27 protein-coding genes and 1 pseudogene are annotated in these 21,068 nt (G+C 71.0%); 14 read left to right on the plus strand and 14 right to left on the minus strand.

The genetic code is table 11. From position 1 onward, the window contains the following. Nucleotides 1-522 precede the first annotated feature (522 nt). The 5 genes from ACZ53N_RS30875 to ACZ53N_RS30895 all read right to left on the minus strand — a co-directional run bounded on the left by ACZ53N_RS30875 (nt 523) and on the right by ACZ53N_RS30895 (nt 2,352). The gene (locus ACZ53N_RS30875) at nt 523-714 is read right to left on the minus strand and encodes a hypothetical protein (protein WP_469144111.1); all 192 of its coding nucleotides are present in this window, start codon (nt 712-714) and stop codon (nt 523-525) included. Nucleotides 715-740: 26 nt separating this feature from the next. Further along, nucleotides 741-1,208, minus strand: coding sequence for a transcriptional regulator (locus ACZ53N_RS30880; protein ID WP_469144112.1), 468 nt, complete (start codon nt 1,206-1,208; stop codon nt 741-743). Nucleotides 1,209-1,302: 94 nt separating this feature from the next. Continuing rightward, nucleotides 1,303-1,515 carry a hypothetical protein gene (locus tag ACZ53N_RS30885; protein WP_469144113.1) on the minus strand — a complete coding sequence of 71 codons (213 nt, stop codon included), beginning with the start codon at nt 1,513-1,515 and terminating at the stop codon, nt 1,303-1,305. A 77-nt stretch (nt 1,516-1,592) separates the two neighbouring features. Next, nucleotides 1,593-1,847: a hypothetical protein gene (locus ACZ53N_RS30890; RefSeq protein WP_469144114.1), complete on the minus strand. Its 255-nt coding sequence runs from the start codon at nt 1,845-1,847 to the stop codon at nt 1,593-1,595. Between the two features lie 40 nt (nt 1,848-1,887). Further along, nucleotides 1,888-2,352, minus strand: coding sequence for a hypothetical protein (locus tag ACZ53N_RS30895; protein ID WP_469144115.1), 465 nt, complete (start codon nt 2,350-2,352; stop codon nt 1,888-1,890). 484 nt (nt 2,353-2,836) lie between these two features. Between ACZ53N_RS30895 and ACZ53N_RS30900 the strand changes: the two genes are divergently transcribed. After that, nucleotides 2,837-3,031, plus strand: coding sequence for a hypothetical protein (locus ACZ53N_RS30900; protein ID WP_469144116.1), 195 nt, complete (start codon nt 2,837-2,839; stop codon nt 3,029-3,031). A gap of 1,247 nt (nt 3,032-4,278) precedes the next feature. Here ACZ53N_RS30900 and ACZ53N_RS30905 read toward each other — a convergent pair. The 3 genes from ACZ53N_RS30905 to ACZ53N_RS30915 all read right to left on the minus strand — a co-directional run bounded on the left by ACZ53N_RS30905 (nt 4,279) and on the right by ACZ53N_RS30915 (nt 7,215). Continuing rightward, on the minus strand, nt 4,279-5,625 hold the full coding sequence (locus ACZ53N_RS30905; RefSeq protein ID WP_469144117.1) for a helix-turn-helix domain-containing protein: 1,347 nt from the start codon (nt 5,623-5,625) through the stop codon (nt 4,279-4,281). Nucleotides 5,626-5,853: 228 nt separating this feature from the next. Further along, on the minus strand, nt 5,854-6,399 hold the full coding sequence (locus tag ACZ53N_RS30910; RefSeq protein WP_469144118.1) for a UTRA domain-containing protein: 546 nt from the start codon (nt 6,397-6,399) through the stop codon (nt 5,854-5,856). 39 nt (nt 6,400-6,438) lie between these two features. Then, a complete protein-coding gene (locus tag ACZ53N_RS30915) occupies nt 6,439-7,215 on the minus strand; it encodes a GntR family transcriptional regulator (protein ID WP_469144119.1) in 777 nt (258 codons plus the stop codon). A 384-nt stretch (nt 7,216-7,599) separates the two neighbouring features. Here ACZ53N_RS30915 and ACZ53N_RS30920 point away from each other — a divergent pair, with 384 nt between their 5' ends. The 11 genes from ACZ53N_RS30920 to ACZ53N_RS30970 all read left to right on the plus strand — a co-directional run bounded on the left by ACZ53N_RS30920 (nt 7,600) and on the right by ACZ53N_RS30970 (nt 15,182). Next, on the plus strand, nt 7,600-7,917 hold the full coding sequence (locus ACZ53N_RS30920) for a hypothetical protein (RefSeq protein WP_469144120.1): 318 nt from the start codon (nt 7,600-7,602) through the stop codon (nt 7,915-7,917). Then, on the plus strand, nt 7,914-8,177 hold the full coding sequence (locus ACZ53N_RS30925; protein ID WP_469144121.1) for a hypothetical protein: 264 nt from the start codon (nt 7,914-7,916) through the stop codon (nt 8,175-8,177). Before ACZ53N_RS30920 ends, ACZ53N_RS30925 begins: the two co-directional genes overlap by 4 nt. Continuing rightward, nucleotides 8,174-8,359, plus strand: a complete 186-nt coding sequence (locus ACZ53N_RS30930) for a hypothetical protein (protein ID WP_469144122.1) — start codon at nt 8,174-8,176, stop codon at nt 8,357-8,359. The genes ACZ53N_RS30925 and ACZ53N_RS30930 overlap by 4 nt, the downstream gene beginning before the upstream one ends. Further along, entirely contained in the window at nt 8,356-8,889 is a 534-nt protein-coding gene (locus ACZ53N_RS30935; protein WP_469144123.1) for a hypothetical protein, read from the plus strand. The genes ACZ53N_RS30930 and ACZ53N_RS30935 overlap by 4 nt, the downstream gene beginning before the upstream one ends. Next, nucleotides 8,886-10,250, plus strand: a complete 1,365-nt coding sequence (locus ACZ53N_RS30940) for a hypothetical protein (RefSeq protein WP_469144124.1) — start codon at nt 8,886-8,888, stop codon at nt 10,248-10,250. The genes ACZ53N_RS30935 and ACZ53N_RS30940 overlap by 4 nt, the downstream gene beginning before the upstream one ends. Beyond that, nucleotides 10,247-10,513 carry a hypothetical protein gene (locus tag ACZ53N_RS30945; protein WP_469144125.1) on the plus strand — a complete coding sequence of 89 codons (267 nt, stop codon included), beginning with the start codon at nt 10,247-10,249 and terminating at the stop codon, nt 10,511-10,513. The genes ACZ53N_RS30940 and ACZ53N_RS30945 overlap by 4 nt, the downstream gene beginning before the upstream one ends. Further along, entirely contained in the window at nt 10,510-10,824 is a 315-nt protein-coding gene (locus ACZ53N_RS30950; protein WP_469144126.1) for a hypothetical protein, read from the plus strand. Before ACZ53N_RS30945 ends, ACZ53N_RS30950 begins: the two co-directional genes overlap by 4 nt. Before the next feature lie 72 nt (nt 10,825-10,896). Next, nucleotides 10,897-13,245 (plus strand): hypothetical protein, encoded by a 2,349-nt coding sequence (locus tag ACZ53N_RS30955; protein WP_469144127.1) that lies wholly within the window; start codon nt 10,897-10,899, stop codon nt 13,243-13,245. A gap of 219 nt (nt 13,246-13,464) precedes the next feature. Continuing rightward, nucleotides 13,465-14,022 (plus strand): hypothetical protein, encoded by a 558-nt coding sequence (locus tag ACZ53N_RS30960; protein WP_469144128.1) that lies wholly within the window; start codon nt 13,465-13,467, stop codon nt 14,020-14,022. A gap of 10 nt (nt 14,023-14,032) precedes the next feature. Further along, the gene (locus ACZ53N_RS30965; RefSeq protein WP_469144129.1) at nt 14,033-14,653 is read left to right on the plus strand and encodes a hypothetical protein; all 621 of its coding nucleotides are present in this window, start codon (nt 14,033-14,035) and stop codon (nt 14,651-14,653) included. A 109-nt stretch (nt 14,654-14,762) separates the two neighbouring features. Continuing rightward, nucleotides 14,763-15,182: a hypothetical protein gene (locus ACZ53N_RS30970; RefSeq protein ID WP_469144130.1), complete on the plus strand. Its 420-nt coding sequence runs from the start codon at nt 14,763-14,765 to the stop codon at nt 15,180-15,182. 632 nt (nt 15,183-15,814) lie between these two features. Here the strand turns inward: ACZ53N_RS30970 and ACZ53N_RS30975 are convergent. Then, nucleotides 15,815-16,435 carry a hypothetical protein gene (locus tag ACZ53N_RS30975; protein WP_469144131.1) on the minus strand — a complete coding sequence of 207 codons (621 nt, stop codon included), beginning with the start codon at nt 16,433-16,435 and terminating at the stop codon, nt 15,815-15,817. A gap of 176 nt (nt 16,436-16,611) precedes the next feature. Here ACZ53N_RS30975 and ACZ53N_RS30980 point away from each other — a divergent pair, with 176 nt between their 5' ends. Next, complete coding sequence (locus ACZ53N_RS30980) at nt 16,612-16,881, plus strand: hypothetical protein (RefSeq protein ID WP_469144132.1); 270 nt, start codon at nt 16,612-16,614, stop codon at nt 16,879-16,881. Between the two features lie 388 nt (nt 16,882-17,269). Here the strand turns inward: ACZ53N_RS30980 and ACZ53N_RS30985 are convergent, their stop codons facing one another. After that, entirely contained in the window at nt 17,270-17,572 is a 303-nt protein-coding gene (locus tag ACZ53N_RS30985) for a hypothetical protein (protein WP_469144133.1), read from the minus strand. 480 nt (nt 17,573-18,052) lie between these two features. On the opposite strand from ACZ53N_RS30985, the gene ACZ53N_RS30990 reads away from it, so the two are divergent. Further along, nucleotides 18,053-18,463 carry a hypothetical protein gene (locus ACZ53N_RS30990; RefSeq protein ID WP_469144134.1) on the plus strand — a complete coding sequence of 137 codons (411 nt, stop codon included), beginning with the start codon at nt 18,053-18,055 and terminating at the stop codon, nt 18,461-18,463. Between the two features lie 247 nt (nt 18,464-18,710). On the opposite strand, the pseudogene ACZ53N_RS30995 reads toward ACZ53N_RS30990, so the two are convergent. The 4 genes and pseudogenes from ACZ53N_RS30995 to ACZ53N_RS31010 form a co-directional block, all read right to left on the minus strand. Then, nucleotides 18,711-19,121, minus strand: a pseudogene (locus ACZ53N_RS30995) (transposase); the annotation flags it as partial. 610 nt (nt 19,122-19,731) lie between these two features. After that, nucleotides 19,732-20,007: a hypothetical protein gene (locus ACZ53N_RS31000; RefSeq protein ID WP_469144135.1), complete on the minus strand. Its 276-nt coding sequence runs from the start codon at nt 20,005-20,007 to the stop codon at nt 19,732-19,734. Beyond that, nucleotides 20,004-20,291 carry a hypothetical protein gene (locus tag ACZ53N_RS31005; RefSeq protein WP_469144136.1) on the minus strand — a complete coding sequence of 96 codons (288 nt, stop codon included), beginning with the start codon at nt 20,289-20,291 and terminating at the stop codon, nt 20,004-20,006. Before ACZ53N_RS31005 ends, ACZ53N_RS31000 begins: the two co-directional genes overlap by 4 nt. A 50-nt stretch (nt 20,292-20,341) precedes the next feature. Then, the gene (locus ACZ53N_RS31010) at nt 20,342-20,485 is read right to left on the minus strand and encodes a hypothetical protein (protein ID WP_469144137.1); all 144 of its coding nucleotides are present in this window, start codon (nt 20,483-20,485) and stop codon (nt 20,342-20,344) included. Nucleotides 20,486-21,068: the final 583 nt, after the last annotated feature.

The following is a 21,068-nucleotide window of genomic DNA, read 5'->3' on the forward strand; positions in this document are numbered from 1 at the left end:
TTCGATCGAACCCGCATACCGGACTGATCATCTGTGCTAGAGGCAAAAGATCAAGTGCTTAGCGTTAATGGCTGTACCGGTGGTCCCCGAGGCCGAATCTGCGGCAGCCCGGATTGACAACAGACAAAACGGGAGTTTCCTCAACTAAATGCCGAACCAGGGAGGTTGCTTCTCAAGTTGCTTCTCAGGTGGCTTCTCAGGTTGCCCGTCAGGTGGTTTCCAGGTGGCTTCTCAGGTTGTCTCGGGACGGACTGGCGCAAGGCCCGGCCAAGGGGTCTGACCTGCGGTGCAAGAGCCTGGCAAGGGCTCTGCGGATGCCGACTACTTCTGTACGGACCCCTTCGGCCCTCCGCAGGTCCACAGAAGCCAGCCGCTGGCCTGCCCTCGCGTGTGCACGTGTGTGCACGTGCACGTGTGCACGCCTTTCGCGCGCGAGGCATCCGCCGCCCTGATCGCTTGCTGACGGCGACATGCCGAGGGCCCGCACCCCGAACGGAGGGCGGGCCCTGACGGTGGAGGTGGTCAGTCGTCCTGGTCCTGGCGGTCCCGGTGCCGTTCGAGGAGGGAGCGGGTCAGGGCGGCGGCGAACAGGGCCATCGAGCTGCAGGCGGTGAGGGTCACCCAGGCGGGGTACTGGTCGCCGCCGGTGGTGAGCATCAGGACGAACGCGGCCAGGCCGGCGAGGCCGGACCAGATGGCGGGGGTCACGCGCATGGTCTTCTCCGTTCGGCGGTGGACGGTCAGACGGTGGCGATGAGGAGGGCGGCGATGCCGAGCCACAGGTGGTGCCAGCTCTGGTCGAGGGCGTAGGCGCCGGTGCCGAGGGTGGCCGCGGGGGTGCCGTCGGCGGTCACGGGGTGGGCGGGGTGGCCCGGGGTGCCGAGGCTGTAGAACTCGCCCTTGCCGCAGATGCGGGCGAGGCGGGCGAGAGTGGTGCGGCGGTCGGCCCAGTAGTGGCTGGCGGCGTCCAGGCCGAGCCCGAGCGCCAGGCCGAGGGAGGTCACCGGCAGGTGCAGGGCGAGGACGACGGGGGCGAGGACGGCGGCCTTGGTGAGGGTGAGGCCGAGGACGTGCCGGGCGCAGGCGAGGAGGCCGGGCCAGCCGGGCTGGCCCTTCGCGGCGGCCTGGCAGGAGGACTGCACCCAGTGGTCGCCGACGGAGTGCGCGACGTACAGGGCGATGAAGACGGCGGCGAATAAGGCGGCCATGATGGGGACCTCTCGTGTCGGTGTCGGTGCGGGAGGCCCGGGGCGGCCGACTCTGCTTGCCGGCGATGTGGCCGCCCCGGGGGTGATCAGCGGTTCAGTTCCAGTCGACGCTGCCGGTGCCGTGACGGCGCTCGTAGTCGGCCCAGACGTGGGCGCTGCGTTCTTTGCTCTCTCGCTCCGCCCGCTTGAAGTCGTCGGCGGTCTGCCGGTCAATGCGCTCGTGCTGCTCGCGGACGCGGCGGTCTGCGCGGGACTCCCTGCGGGGCGGCTCCGCGCCAGCCGGGTACTTCGGGCTGAACAGACCCATTTCGTCGGTCTCCTTGTTGAGTTGCGATGGTTGAGGCGTTCAGTCGTTGCTGCTGGGGCGTCCGCCCCGGGGCGAGGTCAGCGGTTCTTGCGGTTCTCGTGGGCCCGCTTGACGGCGGCGAGGACGTCGTCGGGGTTGCTGTAGCGGGTGTGGGTGGTGCCGTCGCTGTAGCGGGTGTGCTCGTTGCCGTCGGCGTCGGTGACCGTGGTCATCGTCTGGCCGTTCTGGTGGGAGACGGTGGTGGTGGTGCCGTCGGCGTGGTGGGTGTGGATGTGCTGGCCGCCGTGCACGGTGCTGCCGGTGTTGGTGAAGCCGCTCAGGAACTTGCCCATGGTTGCGCTCCCTTGAGGTAGTTGCGGTGGTTTGAGTGGTTCAGTCGTCGCTGACGGGGATGTCCTTGCGGGTGTCGAAGTCGCCGCGGGCCCAGGTCTCCCAGAAGCCGGGCGTGGCCTCGCGGAGGACCTTCCGGCGGCTCTGGGCGGTGCTCTTGGGGACCTCCATGGCGAGGGCGAGGTCGCCGAGGCTTCCGCCGAGATCCGCCTGCGAGCGCACGGCCGCGTCGCGGATGCCCTCCAGGCGCTTGATGAGGCGGGCGTCGAGGTCGTTGATGACCGTGTAGAGGTCGCCGGCGGTCATCTCGGCCTGCTCGGGGTGGCGGAGGTTCTTGCCGGTGCGGAGCATGGCCAGGGCCCACAGGGCGGTGTCGACCCAGTCGGCGAGGTCCGAGGCGGTCGCGCCCAGGGCCTTGGCTTCCTCGGGGGTGAGGCTGATGGTGATGTCCACGCCGCCCCGGCGGGCGTGCTCGCCGTAGCTGTAGGACGGGTTCGCGGGGTTCATGGTCCCTCCCTGGTCGGGGGTACGAAGTTTCGTACCCCGGCGCAAGGGGGCCGGCCGATCTGCCCGGACCAGATGGCCGGTTAGTGGCACGTCAAAGGCCTGTCGACGGCATGCCGTCATGCCGTATTGCCGTCATGAGGGCAGGCCAAGGGTGGCAGGCCACGCCCCCCGGGGGCGTGCTGTGGGGCGGGTGCGGATTGGCGGGATGTGGTCCGGGTCGGGGTTCCGGTGCACCGCCGGGACCGCCACCCCGCACCGCCCCGGCACCGCCCGGGCACCGCCACCCGGCAACCTGGGGTGGCGGTGCGGCGGCGGGAGGTGGCGGTCGGGGTGCGGTGCCGGGTGGCGGTCCTGACCAGCAGTGACATGGGTTTCTGGGCGCGTGCAGGCAGGCTGCCGGCGCCCGGGCACCACGGGGGTACCGGGCCGGTCGGGGTACGTGTGCTCGGTAGCCTGGTAGCTGGCGAACCGAGGAGATCCGATCGTGGCCATCACGCCCGCCCGCACCGAGATCCGTGACCAGCACATCGCCGACCTGCGGGACGTCCTCACGCGAGTGCTTCCTTTGCTCTCCTTCTCCGCCGGACAATTGGCGGTGGACAACCCCGGATACGCAGAGCGGCTGATGTCCGCGGCTGATGAGATGACAGAGATCCTGGCCCGCACCGCCCCTGAGTGACGGGCTCTTCGGAGGCCCCGGGTGACGGTGGTCCGGACCGACGCCACTGCGTTCGCACTGGAGCGGCGTGCTTCGGGTGACTGACGGCACCTCACGCGGCGTGTGGGTACGGGAGAGCCCCAGGAAGGCCCTTGTGTGGCGCGCTGACGGGCGATCAGCGCGAAAGAGCCCGGGAGTCCACCCAGCCCATGAACGGCCGTCAGATGACCACTCAGGGCCGCGCCGGGCACCTCTTTCCAGTCGCCGCCCGAAGGGCGTCCTTCTGTCCTGTTCCCGAACGGACGGGTGAAGACGGCGGCCGACCCCCACGGCGCGGGCCCGTCACCCCACCTCAGAAACGGTAAACCTGCAGGTCAGACCCGGTCGTCACCCGAACGGGTGACGGGCCCGCGCTCCCCTCCTCAGACTTCTAACAGGCCCGAGCGCCCTGGACCGACGTGGCGCCTCGCTCCGCGCCGTGCCCACCCGTCCGCCGCCGGGCGTTACGGCTCCGACCTGGGCTTTCAGCGCCGGGGGGTTGGTCGCGGTGGTGTCCGGGTGGGGCGGTGCCCCTGTACCCGTGGGGGACAGGGGCACCGGGGGTGCGGGTGCTCGGGCCTGTTAGTAGTGATCTTGGGTGGGGAGGGCGGCCGGATGTGGGAGGTCGGAGAGGGGGCCTGAGGGTTTCGGCGCTGGCGCCGGCGGTCGCGGCGAAGCCGCTCGCGAACTCGCGCGCGCTACTACCGGTACTTAGCCCTACGGGCGTCACCGGCGGCTCGCGCCGCAGGCGCATTTGAGGGTTCTGAGGTGGGGGTTAGTAGCTGTTGGTTAAAGGGGTGACGTACACGTCACCGGGGGGGGTGACGTGTACGTCACCGGGGGGGGTGACGTACACGTCACCCCATGCTGACCTGCGGAAACAGTCGAGTTAACAGAAGGGGGGTTCCAGGGCCGGTGGGGTGTCGTACACGACACCCCACGTCTGACCTGCGGAAACAGTCGAATTAAGGCCCAGTGCGCCACGGCCGCCGTTGTGACCCCGAATCGGGCCGCGGAGAGAGTTCCGAGGCCGCGCGGTCTGACCGGTCCGAGGCCGGTGTGGCGCCGAGCGCTGTGCCGTTCTGGTCTTGCCGGACGGGCCCGCACGGCTGCGCGCCCATGAGTGCGGCAGCGACGAGTAAACGGGCGGCCCGTCAGGACCGCGTGGCGAGGGTCCTGACGGGCCGCCCGTGCTGTTGCAGATCAGCGTGTGGGCGTCGGCCTGGATCTCACGCCCACGCTGCGTACTGCGCGAGTTCGGGGTGCTGGCGCAGCAACTCTTCACGGAGTCGCTGCTTCTCGGCGGCTGCGTGTGCCTCGATGACCCGCTTCTCGCGCTCTTCGTGCTCGGCGTATGCCTCCTCCAGGAGCAGCTTCATCACCTCGGCCTCGGCGCGCTGCTGATACTCGGCCTTGGCGGCCGCGAGTTCGGCGGCGAGATGCGCGGTCGCCCGCTGCATCTCTTCGCGGCAGGTGCTGCACAGGCCGTCCTCAGGGGCCTGGCCCTTGCCGGGCTTCGCGCAGTCCGGACCCTCGCATGTCCACCACTCCGGGGCCGCGCCCCGGTCCTTGCGCTGGTCGGGAACGCGGCCCTGGCGGCGGTCGGCCTTGCGGTCCAGGCGGCGCTGCTCGCACTTGGGGCAGGCGTCACCGACGTGGATCGTGACGCCGTCCTCGCACATCGGGTCCGGGCAGTCTGTCGACGGACGGACCAGACCGACGGCGACACCGACCGGCGAGCCGATGCCCTTGCCGTCCGGGAGCAGGGCCTCCGCGTAGCCGTGCGCCGTCCAGCGCCGTTGCACCCGCGCAGCGAGCTGGCTGGCCGTGCGTCCGCCGTCCAACGCCTCCAAGATGGCGTCCCGGATGACGTCCGGGCGGTACTTCGGCAGCCGCTCGGCGAGTTCGGCGGGCCAGGCCGCCTCCACCGTCGCCACGGCCGCAGCCTGCTCCTTAGTCATCCGGGCCTGCACCTTGCCCGGCTTCTTCGTGGGCGCCGACTTCCTCGGCTTCTTCCCGGGCGACTTCGCGGCCGCGGCCGGGCCCGCCGGGACGTTCTGCTCTGCCTGCTTCACGTGCGCACTGGCCTCAGCGGCGGCGTCGGCCGTCTTCTCGTGCTCCGGAGCCGGCGCAGGGGCCTTACACACCTGACCTGCGGGAATCTTCGTCTTACCGGCCAGGGCCTCGGCGGCCGCCGTGCCTGGACGGAACGACCCTTCACGGGGGGCCTCCGCCCACCGCTCCTCGCGCTTCTGCTTCGGCGTCGTGATGGTCGGGAAGGGCACCCCAGTGCCGCCGTACCGGTCCCACGGGCCATGCAGGAAGTACCGACTGGAGGCCGTTGAGCCGTCCGGCCGGGTGCGCTCCTTGTCGGAGATCAGCTTCTTTTCCCGCAACTTTGCCAGCGCCCGCTGAATGACCCGCTCGGACTTTTCCGCCTCCGCGGCCAGGAGCGGTACCGAAGGGAAGCACGAGAACCGCTCGTCGGCCCGGTCCGCCAGGCGGCCCAGTACGAACTTGGCGGTGAGGTCGCCGATCTTGAGCGTGGCGACGTAGGTCTGGGCCTCATTGCTCATCGGGTGACCCCCGGCGTGTCGCCGGTCACGGCCCGGTGCGAGTAGCCCGGGTTATTGCGTACGCTCATATGCGAGCGCGCCTCCTACTCAGACTTGCGTGCGCTTGATCGCCGAGGTTGCGTCTCGGCGGTACGTACTGGCCCCGCCGCGAGCGGGGCCTTTGCGTTTGGAGGACGATCCTCTAACGATCCGGCCCGGAGGAGGACCCCCGGGCCGTGCGTGTCGGTGCTAGTCGACGGGGACGCTGAAACGAAGCAGCCAGCCGGGCCCAGGGCGGTGAATCGTCACCTCTACGGGGCGACCGTCAGCGGTGTAGCCGGTGTGGACGATCTGGATCAGCGGAGCGCCCACCTCTACGCCGAAGGCCGTGGCCTCGATGTCAGTCGCGGCGTACGGCGTGACCTCCTCGATCACCTCAGCCTGCGTGAACCCGGCCTCCGCCATGCGCGAGATGATCCCACCGCGCCCCGGGTCGGGGTTCTCGATGTCCGCCGCCTCCGCGACATCCAGGGGAACGTACGTGTCGGCGAACTGGACCAGGCGCTCGCCGTCGTACATGCGGCGCTTGCGCGCGGCTGCGACGCCGCCGGCCTCAACGTTGAGGATTGAGGCAGCGGCGGGCGGGGCTTCGCGCACGACGGTGGTCTCGACACGGGGCGAGCCGCCGAGCCGTCGGATCTCGGTCTCAAACGCACCGCGGCTCTCGCCCGACTCTCGTCGGGCCTTCCGGTAGCGCTCCGTTGCGTCGCGCACGATCTCGGTGTTGCTGGTCAAGGTCGATTCCTCTCGATGTGATGATCAGGGCCGGAACGATCAGGCGTCCGGCTGGTCGATGGCCCACTCGTAGCTGAGCGACCAGAGCGTCACGGGCATGACGTGGAGGCAGACCTCGACGGCACGGCCCGTGTCAGTGAGTCCGACGTGGGTGATCTCGTACACCGGCCGGTCAGCTGGGATGCCGAGAGCCGCCGCCTCTTCCTTGGTCGGCGGCCGGACGTCGATGGACTCCCGGATGCGGGCCTGAGCGAAGCCAAGCTCAGCGAGGCGCGACTTGCTACCGCCGTCGCCGGTGTCCTGCTGCTCTAGCTGTGTCCCGAAGGCCACGTCACCAGGGAAATACGACGTCGCGACCTGGACCACGGTGTCGTCCGCGCGCATTGTCCGTGCTCTGGCGAGCGCCTTTGCCGAGTGATGGATGCCGAGGATCTGAGCGACCCGTGACGGGGGGCGCTCGTGGGTGATCACGGTCGTGGAGCTGGATGTCATGCCGAGCCGGGCGATTTCCCCCGCGAACGCGCCGCGGGCCCCCGCTTCCTCACGGGCGGCCTTGACGTACCGCCCGGTCCCGTTCCGATGGATCTTGCCGAGGATCGGCGAGACGAATGTGCCCTTTCCCTTGCGGGAGATGATCAGGCCCTCGTCTTCGAGGACCCGGTACACGTCGCGAGCGGTCTGGTACGCGACGCCCTCCGACTCCTGCAGTTCCCGGACCTTCGGCAGCGCTGAACCTGGGGGGAACACCCCCTTATGAATCTTGGTCCGAAGGTCAGCGGCAAGGCGCTGGATCTTCGAACCCTGGTTCTCCGCCACGGCCCGACTCCTCTCACGTGTGACTGCGTCAACCCCAGTCTTACAGAACTAGTTCTGTCTGGGTAGCCGAGATCCTATCGGGCTCTCTCGGGCGTGTCGTCGACTCCAGAACTAGTTCTATTGACAGCGGTTGCGGAGGGTGCCTTAATCGTCACATCGCCATTCAGAACTAGTTCTGGAGGGGCGGTGAGAGACCCGGCATGCCCCTGCACTTCTGGGGCACCGCCATGCCTGAAACGGCTCCGCCGTGCCGAAAAGGCGCGCGGCCCCGGTGCGTGGTCAGACGCTCCAGGGCCGCTGGCGGACCACACCACACCACAAGGGGAGTGATTCCGCGTGCGTACCACCCTGCCCGAACGCAGTAGCGCCCGGCGAATCCCGCACATGTTTGTCCGTAATTCCCGCGTCCTCACCCAGCCCGACCGCGTCGACCTCTCGGCCGTGCTCGGCATCGACGTGGACCTGGTCGTCGGCCCGCAGGGCGGCGACACCAGCAGGTCCGACGAACTCGCTCGTCTGGACGCGCTGCTGGTCATGACCGAGACCGGGTTCATCACGACCGGCACCCCGTTCGAGGTGATCGCGGGTCTCGTCGAGGAGCTGGAGCGCGAGGACGACCAGCGTGGCTACGAGCCCGAGGCCCGGAACGACGCCCGGCACGACTTCGCCGACGAGGTGCTGGTCGGGGGGTGGGCGGCGTGAGGTTCGACCGCCGTCTGGCCCGCGTGATGCGCGCCGTCGTCGACCAGGTCGACGGGCTGCACCCGGCCGCCGCGCTGGCCCTGGTCGTGCTGCTGGGCGCCCTGGTCTACCTGGCCGCCCCCGTGGTCGTCGTCCTGGTGACCGCGCTGGTCACCGTCGCCCAAGCCTGCCTCTTCCTGGGCGGCGCCGCTCTGCTCGCCCGCCTGGCCGTCCGCGCCGCCGCCCGCCGGGGCGGCCCGACCCCGGGATCCGCGCCGTGATCGCCGCGTGCGGCCTGGCCCGCAGCCTCTCGGCGGACACCCTCCGCCGGCACGGGCTCCGGGACCCCGCCGACGCCCACCGGGCCGCCCGCTGCGCCGAGCTGTGGGCCGCCGAGCAGCGCCGCCGCCGCGACGCAGCCGCCCTTGACCGCCACGCCGACACCCCGGAGGCCTCGCGATGATCCGCATCGTCCGTACCCAGACCCTTACGGCCCTCGACCGGGCCGTCACCGAACTGCACGACCAGCGCAACGCGGCCCTGCGCGAGGCGCACGCCTTCCGCTACGACCGCGAGAACGCCCTGGCCATGGTCGAGAACTACGAGCTTGTGGTCGACGAGGACGCCGAAACCATCCGTGGCCTGCGCGCCGAGCTGGACGAGGTCCGGCGGAGCACCCGCGCCCAGTTGATCGAGCGGGTCGGCGAGCTGCGGGCCATGGCGATGGACCCGGCCAACGGCGGTGAGGTCCGCGGCCGCCTGGCGGTGGGGTTCCTGACCCAGATCCTGACGTCGATGTCGGCGGAGGAGCTGCGCGCGAACGAGGTCGCGTGGCTGATGCTCATGCTGATCACCGACGCCCCGTCCTGCGCGGCGTTCCGCGCCAGGCACCTGAGCGACCCGGCCGAGTGGTCGGCCGACGACATCGACGCCTACCTCGACTGCTCCGCCGCCGACGCCGCCGCTCGTGAGCGTGTGGAGGTGGCCCGGTGAGCGAGTACCGCAGCTGGCAGCAGCGCGAGGCCGACGCGGCCCGCACCGGCGCCGAGGCGGCCCAGCTGGCCGCGCAGGCCAAGCTGACCGAGGCTCAGGCCGCCGCCGCAGCAGCGCAGGGGGAGACCGACGCCCTGGCCGAGGAGGTCAAGCGCGCCCGGCTGAATCGCCAGTTGAAGGCGGTTCAGCAGGGGGACAAGGACGCCGACCGGGCCCGCTCCTCCCGTCGGCGGGAGGAGCGGGCGGAGTCCGGGCACTGGTACCGGCTCACGGTCACGGTCCTGGCCCTGTTCGGGCTCGCAGCCAGTTTCCCGGGCCAGGTCAGCTACTTCCTGGGGCTGGGCCCGGCCGGGCACGTGCCGTGGCCGATGCTCTCGGTGCCCCCCTTCCTGGAACTCCTGGCGTGGTCGGCGGTGCTGGGCACGGCGTGGGCCCGCCGCAAGGGCTTGCCGCTCATGCCGTTCTGGATCATGACCGGGGTCCTGTCCTCGGTCGCCGGGTCAATCAACCTCTGGCACGGTCTCGCGGAGTACGGGCCGGTCGGCGGGGTCAGTCTGGCCCTGGCCTCGGTCCTCGGGCCGGTGGTGTGGGAGATCCGCGAGTGGCTGGTCGCCCAGGCCGCCGTCGACAAGCGCTCGTCGGCCCAGCGCGCCGCCGAGAAGAAGGCGGCCGCCGAGAAGAAGGGCTGTCAGCGGCGTGAGCGCGAGCAGGACAAGCAGCGCAAGGCCACGTTCCCCAAGCAGTACAAGGAGTACAAGCAGCTCTTGGCCCACGTCCCGCCGGGCACCCTGACGCGGGACGAGGCGTGGGCCGAGGCGGTGCGCGCGGTGGCCTTCCCCGAGGTCCACCAGCGCTACACCCAGCTGCTGGCCATGCCCGGCGCTCCGGCCCGGCCGGTGGTGTGGGCGGCCGCGTGGCGCGACGTCGAGGGAGCACCGGTCGGCATCACCGCCGAGATCCTCCGCCACCGCCTGGAGGCGGAGGGCACGGTGGCCGGCGTCGTCGCCGAGGCCGACCTGACCCCCGAGCGGATCACCGTCGAACTACTCCTGGCCGACCTGTTCCCGACCGGCGGACGCGGCGACGAGGGCGGTGCCGGGGCCTCCTCCAAGGGCGGCCCGCAGGGGGGCGGCGAGGGCGGTGCCCAGAGGGCCGGATCCCTTGACGGTAAAGGGCTCCAGGCACCTGAGCGGCCCCTGGAGGAGGCCGACCTGGAGCGAGTCCGCGCACTCGCGGATGCCCTCGGGGGAGCCGACCGCCTGAGTTCGAAGAAGATCCGCGAGACGGTCGGCTGCCGCAACGACTACGCGATCCGGCTGCGCGACGCCGTCCGTGCCGAGCGGGCGGAGGTTGAGCGGTGAGCGCCACCGCCGAGCGCAAGCACCAGCCGCGCCGCCTGCTGATCCTCGCCAGCCCCGCCGGCACCTACACCCTGCTCTCCCTCGGACTGACGACCGAGCTGGCCTGGCACCAGGCCGCCGTCGCCGCCGCCGTCGCGTTCCTGGTGGTGCTGTTCGCGCCGGACATGGCCAAGGCCACCGCCCGCAGCGCTGAGGCCGCCAGGGCCAGGGCGAAGGCGAAGGCCGCGAAGAAGGACGACACCAAGAAGGGCGGCAAGAAGTGAACCCCGACCAGGACGGCGGCGACGCCTTCCGCCAGCTGGCGCGCATGCTCGCCGACCGCGCGGACGCCGAGGCGGCCGCCCGGCACCCGCAGCTCGGCCGCGCGGCCGCCGAACTCGGCCTCCTCTACCTGCAGCTGGCCGCCCACGTCCCCGCCAGCGGGCACGCGGTGCGGGCCTGGCAGGCCGCCGAGGACGCCCGCGTCTCGCTGACCCAGGGCACGGCGGTCGGGTGCGGCGCCGACACCGCCCGCGCCGCCCTGCACCTCGCGCTCGACCAGCTCGACGCACGACTCGCCCAGACCCACCCGTAGGGATCAGGGCCGCGCCCGCTGTTTGACGGCAACCGGGCGCGGCCCGCCCCACCAGAAAGGGACTTCCGCATCATGACGCAGACCACCCCCGAGGCCCCCGGCACGGTCATCGACCTCGCCGCCTTCCAGGACCCCGAGACCCTCAACCGCCTCGCCACCACCGCCCGCGTCCACCTCCACACCACCCCCGCCGGGATCGCCGACCTGTCCACCGGCACCATCAGCCTGGCCAAGCCCGCCGTCGGCGACGACGAGGACCAGGCCGAGGAGATGGTGCTGGAGGTCCTGGAGGACGAGGACGACCAGGGCGAGCGCCCGGCGCACGACCTGCCCCGCGTGCTGCCCGCGTGGGTTCTCAGCCGCGCCGAGTGGGAGCACCGCCGGGCGGTCGCCTGGCACCGGATCAAGTACCACGGCCTGCGGACCCCGCTGTACGCGTGCCGGGCCGTGAGGGTCGCCGGGATCGGGGCGTGGGTCGGCGGCCGCGACGCCTGGTCGTATGTGACCGCGTCGGAGTACGGCGACCTGGCCGACAGGGTCCGTCGCACGAATGCCGGGCCGCAGCACATCGCGGACCTGCGCGCGGACCGGCGCAAGGAGGCCCAGACCCGGCGCCGCGAGCCCCTGGTCGTCTACGGCGCCACCGCCGGCACCACGTACATTGCGGCGGTGCTGGCACTGGCCCAGGCGTGGGGAGCGGTGCTGTCCGCCTGGGCGCTCCTGCCGGTGTTCGGCGTGATGTACACGCTCGGCCGCCGCGAGCTGACCCGCCGCATGCCCGAGGGCGAGAGCTTCCAGCTCCTGGACGCCGGCGCCGCGTTCGCCGAGGGCGCCCCGCTGGGCAAGGAGGGCATCGAGGACGCCCTGCGCCGCGCCAAGGTCATCAAGGGCGGCCAGGAGATCGAGATCATCGGCACCCCGCGGGCCACTCAGATCAACGCCACCGAGGTCACGTTCAACCTGCCGAACGACCCGGTGGTCACCGTCGACGACCTGATCGGCAAGCGGAAGGAAATCGCCGCTGCCTTCCGCGTCCAGCCCGAGTGGATCGACTTCCGGCCCGTCGAGCACGACGGCCAGTGCCTGATGTGGATCGCCACCTCCAACCCCTTCGGCGAGGTCCGCGTCTCCCCGCTGGTGACCAACCCCGAGCCGGTCGACGTGTGGAACGTGGGCGTCCTGGTCGGCTACAACCGGCGCGGCGAGCCGATCCACCTGCGGCTGCGGCACGTCATGGCGCTGCTGGGCGGTATGTCGCGCACCGGCAAGGGCATGCTGCTGCGCAACATCATCTGCGGCCTGGGCCTGGACCCCCGCGTCAACATCCGCCTGGTGGCCGGGGCCAAGCCGGGCGAGCACCGCGGCTACGCCCCCGTGTGCGCCACCTTCTTCGGCCGGCGGCCCCAGCGCCTGGTCGCTCTGCTGGACGCCCTGCTGGCCGAGGCGTACCGGCGCGAGGAGATCCTGGAGGACCAGGGGCGCGCCAAGATGGGCGTGAAGGACCTCGCGGAGTTCCCGCTGGAACTCGTCATCGTCGACGAGTACAAGCAGTACACGAATAGCGCCGCGATCGTCATCGTGAACGACAAGCCGATGAAGGCGTGCGACCGCATCGCGGAGCAGCTGGAGGACCTGGCCGCATTCGCCGCCGCCCTGAACATCACCGTCTTGGTGTCCACCCAGGACCCGGACGCGAACACCATCCCGCGCGGCTACAAGTCCAACAGCGGCGCGCGGATCGCGACGAAGACGGGCGGCCCCACCCAGACGAACGCCATTTTGAAGGAGGGCGCGACCGGTGCCGGGCTGAGGGCCCACGACATCCGCGCCGATATGCGCGGCGCGGCGATCGTCGACATGGACGGCGTCCCCGGCGACCTCATCCGCAGCTATTTCATCGAGGACGAGGAATACGACGGGGCCGAGCCCATCATTTCGGCAGGCCGCGCACTCCGCGAAGCAGGGAACCGCGCCCCGGGCCAGTTCCACGACCCCATCGAGGCGGCCCTGGTCGCGCGGACCGGCGAGTCCTCCGCCGGTGGTGGCCCCACCGGGTCGGGCCGCCCCGGCCGCCCGGCCGCCGGCACCGTCGAGATGCGGCTGCTGGACCTGGTCCTGGAAGCGTTCCCCGCCGACGACCAGGGCGTCCAGGTCGACCGCGTGCCCGCCGCCGCTGTCCGCGCCTACCTGGCCGACTACGACCCCCGGCAGTGGGGCCCGCGGCCGGACGAGGAGCAGGCCGCCTACGAGGCCCGCATCGGCAAGGCCCTGACCGCCGCGCTCGCCACGGAGCTGGAGGGCACCGGCGTCGACCTCAAGCCGAAGTCCGGCACCCGGTTCGCGGACGGAACAAAGGGCTCCGCTTACTTGCTCGCCGACGTCCAGGCCGCCCTCAACGCCGCCCGGAATAACACGAAATGACCCCTAGGGCGGTGCCCAGGGCAGACCACGGAACCGCAGGTCACGCCTGATGGCACCGCCCCGGGCGCCGCCCCCGACCCCAGGGCGGCGCCCGGGGGTCGCCACCCCCGCCCGGGGGTCCGCCCCAGGCCCTGACCTGCGCATCCGTCCGCCGCCCGGGGCCCCGCCCGATGCGACAAACCCCCGCAAATCTGCCGCGTGTTGAGGAGTCCGACGATCATGAACCACCCGCCGTACGCCGCCGCCCACGCCCCCGCCGCCCCGGCCGTCTACGGGCCCATGCCGGTCGTCGTCACCGCCCAGGCCGAGGTCGTGCCCGCGGCGCCCCAGGCGCCGGTGGTGCCCGCCCCGATGCCCGGCGCGGTGGAGGTCATCACCCCCGACGGCCGCCGCGTGTGGGGCTACGCCCCCGCCGCCCCGGCCGCCCCCGCCGAGGTGCAGCCGGTCCGTACGCCGGTGCCCGCGTGGGCCAAGACCGCCGCTTTGTTGATGACCGCCGGCGCCGCCTCCCTGGCCATGGCCGCCTACGCGCTGCGGGTGTTCGCCGAGGCCGCCGCGACGCTGGCCGCCGCCCTCCTCCTGGTCGCCAAGGTCGCCCTGGTGCTGGCCTTCATCGTGGCCCTGGTCGCCGCCGTCGTCCGCCGCCGGGGCACCGGGCGGGGGCACGAGAGCGAGGCTCACCCGGTGCGGCAGACCGCGACGGCTACCGCCACCGCGACGGCCGGACTGTTCGGCAGGGCCACCGTGACCGCGACCGCCACCATCAACAACCGATAGGAGCCCAGCGATGCCCGTCATCCAGGTCCGCAAGCTCTACGTGAACGGCGTCGTCGTGCGCTGCCCCGGCCGGGGCGCCGGCGACGTCCCCCGCGCGCTGACGCTCATCCCCTCCGGCACGAACGTCATGGCCAGCTGCGGTCAGATGCACCGCCCCGACGACGGTGGTCGCCGTAAGCAGTGCTTCTTCCAGGTGGAGAACCTGACCCCGCAGCAGGTCGACACAATCGCCAAGGCCGCGCCCGCCAAGCCGTTCCGCCTGACCCTCGCCGCGGGCCGGTCCGTCGAGGGCGTGCTGCTGAGGGTCGACGTCAGCGCGGCGTCGTCGACGTCGTCCGCGGCCGCCGCCGTCGCCGCCAAGGGCGGCAAGGCCGGTGCCGCCCCGGTGGCCAAGCCCGCCGGCCGCGCGACGGGGGGATCGTTCGCGGCCGCCATGGGCGCGGTCGCTGCCGTGGCCACGGCCGCCGGGAACGTCGCCGCCGCCGGGGCCTCCGCTGTCGGCTCCGTGGCCGATCTCGGGCGCGAGGGCGTCGGGCTCGCCCGCGACGGCGTGCGCGAGGCCGGCGCGTACGGCGAGCGCCGGCACGAACGCAAGATGCGCGGCGGCACCGGCAACGGCGAGGACGACTGACCGGCCCCCGGGGTGCCCTTTCGCATGCGCGCGTGACGCGCGCATGCGAAAGGGGCCCCGGCCCTCACCCGCATTCGACACGATGAACAACCGACCCGAGGAGCCTGCCGTGTCCGACACCGACCGTTGCACCGCCGCCCATCCCGAGGACCCCACCCCCTGCCGCGCCGACGAGCTTCCGGCGCCGTTCACCTTCCGCGACGCCTACAGCCACGCCCCGGAAATCCCCGCCGAGACCCGCGCCGTCCTGCGGCTGCAAGTCACGTCCGGCGACTCCACAGCCGGGCAGGACGAGGTGCGGGAGTACCTGCTGCGGTACGCCGCGCTCGCCGACCGCGTGGCCGAGGAGAGCGGCGACGCCGACGACCAGGCCGAGGCTGAGAGGGCCGGGTGCGCGCTGCTGGACCACGACCGCGCGCACGGCATTTGGCGCGGTGCGTACCCGCCGGGACACGTGATCTGGACGCACTGCGGACCGCGCGACTACACGCGCCAGGAGTACATCACCTGGCACCGGCCGACAGCCTGACGCGTACTTCCTCCCGGCTCCGCCGGGAGCAACGAATGGGCGCGGCACCCCGTCACGGGTGCCGCGCCCATTCGCGTTGCTAGGTGCTAGGCCGCAGCTCACGACCGGTCTTCCTTGCTAGCGGGCCTGCTAGGTCTAGCAGGCCCGCCCGCTAGACCTAGCAGACCTCGCTAGCGCCCCATGGAGCCGGCCGAACGGGGCCACGGCGGGGGGTCCGAATTGATGTGTCCGATGCGTCAGCGCAGGTCGTGACCTGTCCGCCGATGTGTCCTGGCGTGACGGACCGGCACGTCACCAGCAGGCTGCACGACGCATGCACCAGATCGACGACGGATCACCGCCGGATCGCAGACACATCAGGTGACCAGCGCGGCCCACACCCCAGCAGACGGCACCACCAGCACCGTGACAAGCGACCCTTGTCGACCGTCCCGGAAACCCCCTGAAAAGCGGAAAGGACAAAGGTACGTCCCCTGTGGGGGACGTACCGCTTGTCCGTCTCTTCGCGCGCGCACGCGAAGGAGGGGTCTCAAAACTCGCGAAATTCGACAGGCCGGTACGGACATCCACAGCCCGGCTCGGCGAGCACAGCTGCGGATTGTGCCCCCGAGGTCGACATCGGTGAGAAGCCGTCAGGCTCCGCGATTCTTACGGGTGGCGCGCTCACGTCGACGGCGCTCCGCGCGGGAGAGCCGAGGCTGCGGGACGGGTGCTGGAGCGGGCGGGGAGAGGGGGCTCGACCCGCCTCGCAGTTCGCCCGCGACGGCTTCGCACGCGCCGAGAAGCAGCGCCCGCTGGTCGGCGGTGAACCGTCCCGTCTGCACATCGCCCGCGAGGTACTGGAGTGCCTCGAACCACTCACGCACGGTCTCCGGGAGGGTGTACGGAGCACCGCTCGACCGCGCCGCGGGGATGCGCCGCACCTCTCCCGGTCCGCGCCGCACGACGGTGCGGGTGACCGTCTCGGTGCGCTCGATGACCTCCCGCACCGGTTCGGTGGTGCGCCCGCCGACGTCGACGGGGCGGTCTGCACGGGCCTGAGCAGTGCGCAGTTCGGAGGCCCGCTTGCGGTGCGAGTCCCTGCAGTAACGCGGGGGCCGGCCGACGCCGGAGTAGTCGATCGGGTCGCCGCACCACTGGCACGTACGGCGCACCAGGCGTTCGGTCACGGTGGTCTTCACGCGCTCGCCGAGGACGTCGGCGTGCTCCTGGTCGTCGTTGTCAGTGGGCAAAGGCTGCTGAAGATTCGTCACGGACGAAACCTAGGTCATTCGTGATGCAAGAGTTGTGGCCGGGTTGATCTTGAGGCGGGATCGGCGCAGGTCAGCACGGACCATGCAAAAGTGCCAGAGGTGCTCGTCGTTACCGTCACCTTCGATGGGTGGGCATGACCTCTCTTGCTCTCGGCCTCGTGCGGCACACTTCCCCAGTGACCACAGCACCCACATCTCCGGCCCGTCCCCGTTCCCTCGGCAAGGGCGTCGGGGCCATCATCCGCTCGGGTTCCACCTCTCCGGCGGACCAGGCGGCGGCGCTCATCGCCGCTGTCCAGGACGTGCAGCTCCCCGCCGCCCTCGTGCAGGCCGCTGCCCTGATCCTGGAGGCGGCATCGAGCCCCGGCCCTCTGGACGAGGCCACCCGGGACAGCGCGGCGGATCTCGCCACGCTGCTGGTTAAGGCCCTGGACCGCGACTCCTGACCGCGCCGCCTACCCTTCGGGGCATGGACGAGGTGCAGCACGCAGGCAGGCGCCCGGTCGTCCTGGTCACCCTCCCGCGGAGCCAGCAGACGGTCGAGGCCGAGGTCCTGCGCCGACGCCGGGACCGGCACGGCCGGTGGTGGTACGACTGCACCATCGGCCTGCCCGGCCGCGTCGACACCCCGCACGGGCCCCGCTCCGAAGTGCAGCAGGTGGCCTTCTCGGCTCTGTACCCGGACTCGGTGGCCCGGTGCCCGGGGAGGACTACAGCGCCCTGGATCCTCCCCCGCCGGCCGAGCAGAAGCGGTGGCGGGTGGAGCGGTCGGCCCACGGCCCCGAGCTCGTCGTCCACCTCCGCTCTCCACGCCGAAGGTGCCGCCGGCCGGGTTCAGTCCGGCTCCTCCTCCGCGTCGCCGATGGCCACGCGGAGGTCGTGCATGCCCCGCTGGACCTCGATCACGGACACCTCCGCCCGGCCGAGGGCAGACCGGACGCCCCCCCTGGAAACGGAGGTGGGCGCCGAACTGTCCGCCGCGGCCGCGATGGCCATGGATGAGGCCGCCCGCCCCGGGAAGGTCTCGTCCTCATCGAGCCCCAGGAGCTGCACCCCCGTGCGTTCCAGCCGGTTGACCAGCACATTGGCCGACAGCGGGGAGTCCGGCCCCACCTGCTCGATCCAGCCCAGCAGCACTTCGCCCTCATCCTCGTCATGACCCAGCCGGGTCGCGGCTCGGCCTGGACCCTGCGGAGTTCGCCGGCTACGGCACCAAAGAGGCCCGCTGGCCGCCGACACCAGGCCACCGCTCGGCGGGCCCCTGGGATCATTGCCGCTGATCGCCCGTCAGCAGGACGTGCAGGGGCCTTTCTGGGGCTCCAGGGCTGATTCAAAGTCGGTGGCTGACTACATCGCTGCTGGTCAGGAGCTTGAGATTCGAAGCCGCACGACCCCGACCTGATGGGCACTCAGAACACCTCCATCCGTCGGCTGGCTCCTGACCTCTGCTGATGCCGACTCGGCCAGGTACTCGGACGGCCCGGCGGCTGGCCGCCGCCTCGACTTTGAATCAGCCCTGGTCCGTCACCGAGCCGAGACGTCCTCGTTAAGGGCAGGTAGCTCTTCCGAAAACAGGATGGATCCCTACCTATGTCTATGCGCCGTAAGACGTCGTCCATGCTCGCCGCCGCACTCCTGGCATCAACCATGCTCACCGCCGCAGGACCGGCCCACGCCAACGACTCGCAGCCCAAGCTCATCCCAACCTATCTCAAGGGCTACATGTCGAAGGTGAGCCTGCTGCCGATCCCGATTCGCACGGCGTCAGCGAGCCTGCACCGCGCCGACACCGGACAGCCCCTCGCAGGGCAGTTGATCACCTTCACTACGGATGGCGGCGAGTTCCTGTGCCAGGCAAACACGGATCCCAACGGGCTCGCCGCATGTAATCAGGCAGCAAACCTCGGACCGCAGAACTTGATCAATGACCTGGTCCACGGCGCATGGGCCAACTATGACGGTGACGGCACCTACGGCCCCAGCATGAAGCACGTCCGCATGACTATTTCCACCGACGAGTGCTGCTGAACCCGCCCCACAGCAAACAGGCGCGGTCTGCCTCCCCAGCCCAGAAGGGGGTTGCGGGCCGTGCTTGGGGGGCGCGCCCCCGCGCAGACCCGTTCCTGCCAGGGGCTTCACCCATGTTTGACGCCAGGTCACCCGGCCGGGGCTGCCTCGCCCAGACGGCGTCACGCACCGCAATCGCCAGGTTGCCGAGAAGACCTCATTCATCGGTACTGTGGAGAACCGGCCTCGGGGAACAGCGGTACAGCGGTTACTGAGTTTTTGGGCGTGGTGTCGTCAGTGTGAGCCCTGTTCCGGTGAGGCATCCGTCGATGATGCCGCTGCGGTATTGGATCTGGCGGAGGCCGTGTCGGAGCTGGCGCATGAGGTGGCTCGGGTCGGTGAAGGCTGTGTTGGCCTGGGTGGTCCGGCGGAGAATCGACCAGATCCCTTCCACGGGGTTGAGGTCGGGTGCGTAGGACGGCAGGTGGTAGGAGTTGAGCCAGTCCTGCGTGTCGATGAAGGCCTTCATTCGGCGGTCTTTGTGGACGTTCAAGTTGTCCCAGACCAGGATGATGGGTGCGCCGAGCTGCCGGTGGGCGGCGATGAGGAGGTCTCGGTACTCGGTCCAGACGAAGCTCTTGCGGCCTCTCCACGGCGGCCGGGTCGATATCCGTGCCCTGAGCCAGATCCTCACCGAACAGGGCCCCCGCCAGCTTGCGGACGTGCTCGGGGCCCTGGTCCAGATGCCACAGCAACCGGCCGACCGGCACCGACGGCCCCTCGTACCCCGCGGCGCCCTCGCCGAGGGCGGCCAGCACGACCGCGAGGATGCCCCGCACCCCCACGAGCTCCCAGCTGCCCTCGGAAGCGACCACCTGATCCGCCGTGGCCAGCTTCTCCCCTCGCGCGTACGCCTGCTCCCACCCCATGCCGCTCCCCTTTACCCGACGGCGCCGGCCTCCCGCCGGAACCCCCACCGCCACGCTATCGGGCAGCACCGAGTGGAGCGGGACCGTGCGGCAGGTGAAAGCAATGCACATGGTGTGCCACGTACAGCTATTACGTCCGGGACGAAACGGCGGGCGGCAAGAGGCCAGGTCAGCGGGCCCGAAGTCCGAACGGCGGACCGGAGGTCAAAAGTGCCAGAGGTGTAGCGCTCGGCGGCGGCTGTCCGGCGGTGGTCCGAGTCGTGGCGGTGGGGGTTCCGGCGGGAGGCCGGCGCCCTAGTCTGGGCATGAAGCGACCCCCGGCACTTTCCCTGCCGGGGGTCGCTTTGGTGGTGCGGGGGGTCAGGGCCCGGCGATGAGCCAGAGGACCAGCACGGCGTCCAAGTCCCGGTTGTGGCGGTAGACGACGGTGATGCCGCGTCCACCGGTCTGCTCGGGAAGCAGATCGATCGCGTACGACTCGGACCGGGGGTCGGCGTCCGGCAGTCCGCGGGCGAGCGAGGGGGTCGGGTCCTCCTCGAGGGAAGCCCGCACCGACATGACGGCCGTCCGCTCGCTCACGGTGAGGTCGCCCCGCAGGATCTTCTCGGCGGCGTCGCTGTAGAACGCGTGGGTCACCGGGCGTTCCCCTCGGCCATCTTCTGGCCCAGCTCGAAGGCGACGTCCTCGGTACTGCGCATCAGGGCCGCCATCGCCTGCGGGTCGCACCGCAGCATCACCCGGTGCCGGTACGCCTGGGTGATGCTGCGAACGCGGGTGAGGTCGTCCAGGTCCGCGTCGGACAGCTCCTTCTCGAACTTGTCGGCGTCACCGGGGATGCCCCAGATGCTCAGGGCGGAGCGCAGCTCGGCGAGCGTGCGCATCGGCGGTACGGCGTCGTGGTGTTCGGGTTGTGCGGTCACTGCCCCTCCTTGGGTCGGTGCTACGAGTGTCCTCCTCAGCATGGTCGTGGTCACCGGTCGCCGAGGAGCTGCGCGACCATCGGTCCGGCCTCCGTGTTGACGCGGCGGGCGACCTCGTGGACGACCTGCTTGGCTTCCTCGACCAGGCCGCGGCCCTCGGTGTGCCTCGGGGTCGGCAGGTCCCAACCGGTCACGCGTGATCTCAGGCAGAACAGTCCATTTCGTGATGTCCTGCTGCGGGTCGGAATCAATGAGCAGCCCCTCCTCCGAGACGCTGTTACCCAGGGCCTGGTTCATGAAAGCCGACCACTCACGGTCGCGCATTTCCATACTCATGCCTCAATCCTTCCCACCCGTCAGGTTGAAAGACGGGTTCTCAGGGAAGAAGTCGGCGCTCTGCAGTGCTGTCGTCCAACCCCTTGACCAGCAGGTCAGGGCCCATGGCCAAGGCCCGCCGCGGCCCGGCCGGGGGCGACTCGTAGGGCTACTCGTACGGCGACCTGTAGGGCCACTCGTGGGGCCACTCGTGGGGCTACTCGTAGGGCAACCGCCGCGCCGACGGGGTCCGTGGAGAAGTAGTCGGCGGCCCACGGACCCCTTGACCGCCGGTTGCACCGCAGGTCAGACCCCTTGTCCGGCGGCGGGGCAAGGGAGGCCCGGGGCAACCTGAGCGGCAACCTGACGGGCAACCGGCTGGGGCCGGTGGCTGCTGGGGGCCTTCGCCGGCCCCCAGACCCCCGCTGGCCCCGGCACTGCCCGGCGCGGGGAGGCATCGTC

This window comes from Streptomyces sp. NPDC033229, assembly GCF_055576875.1.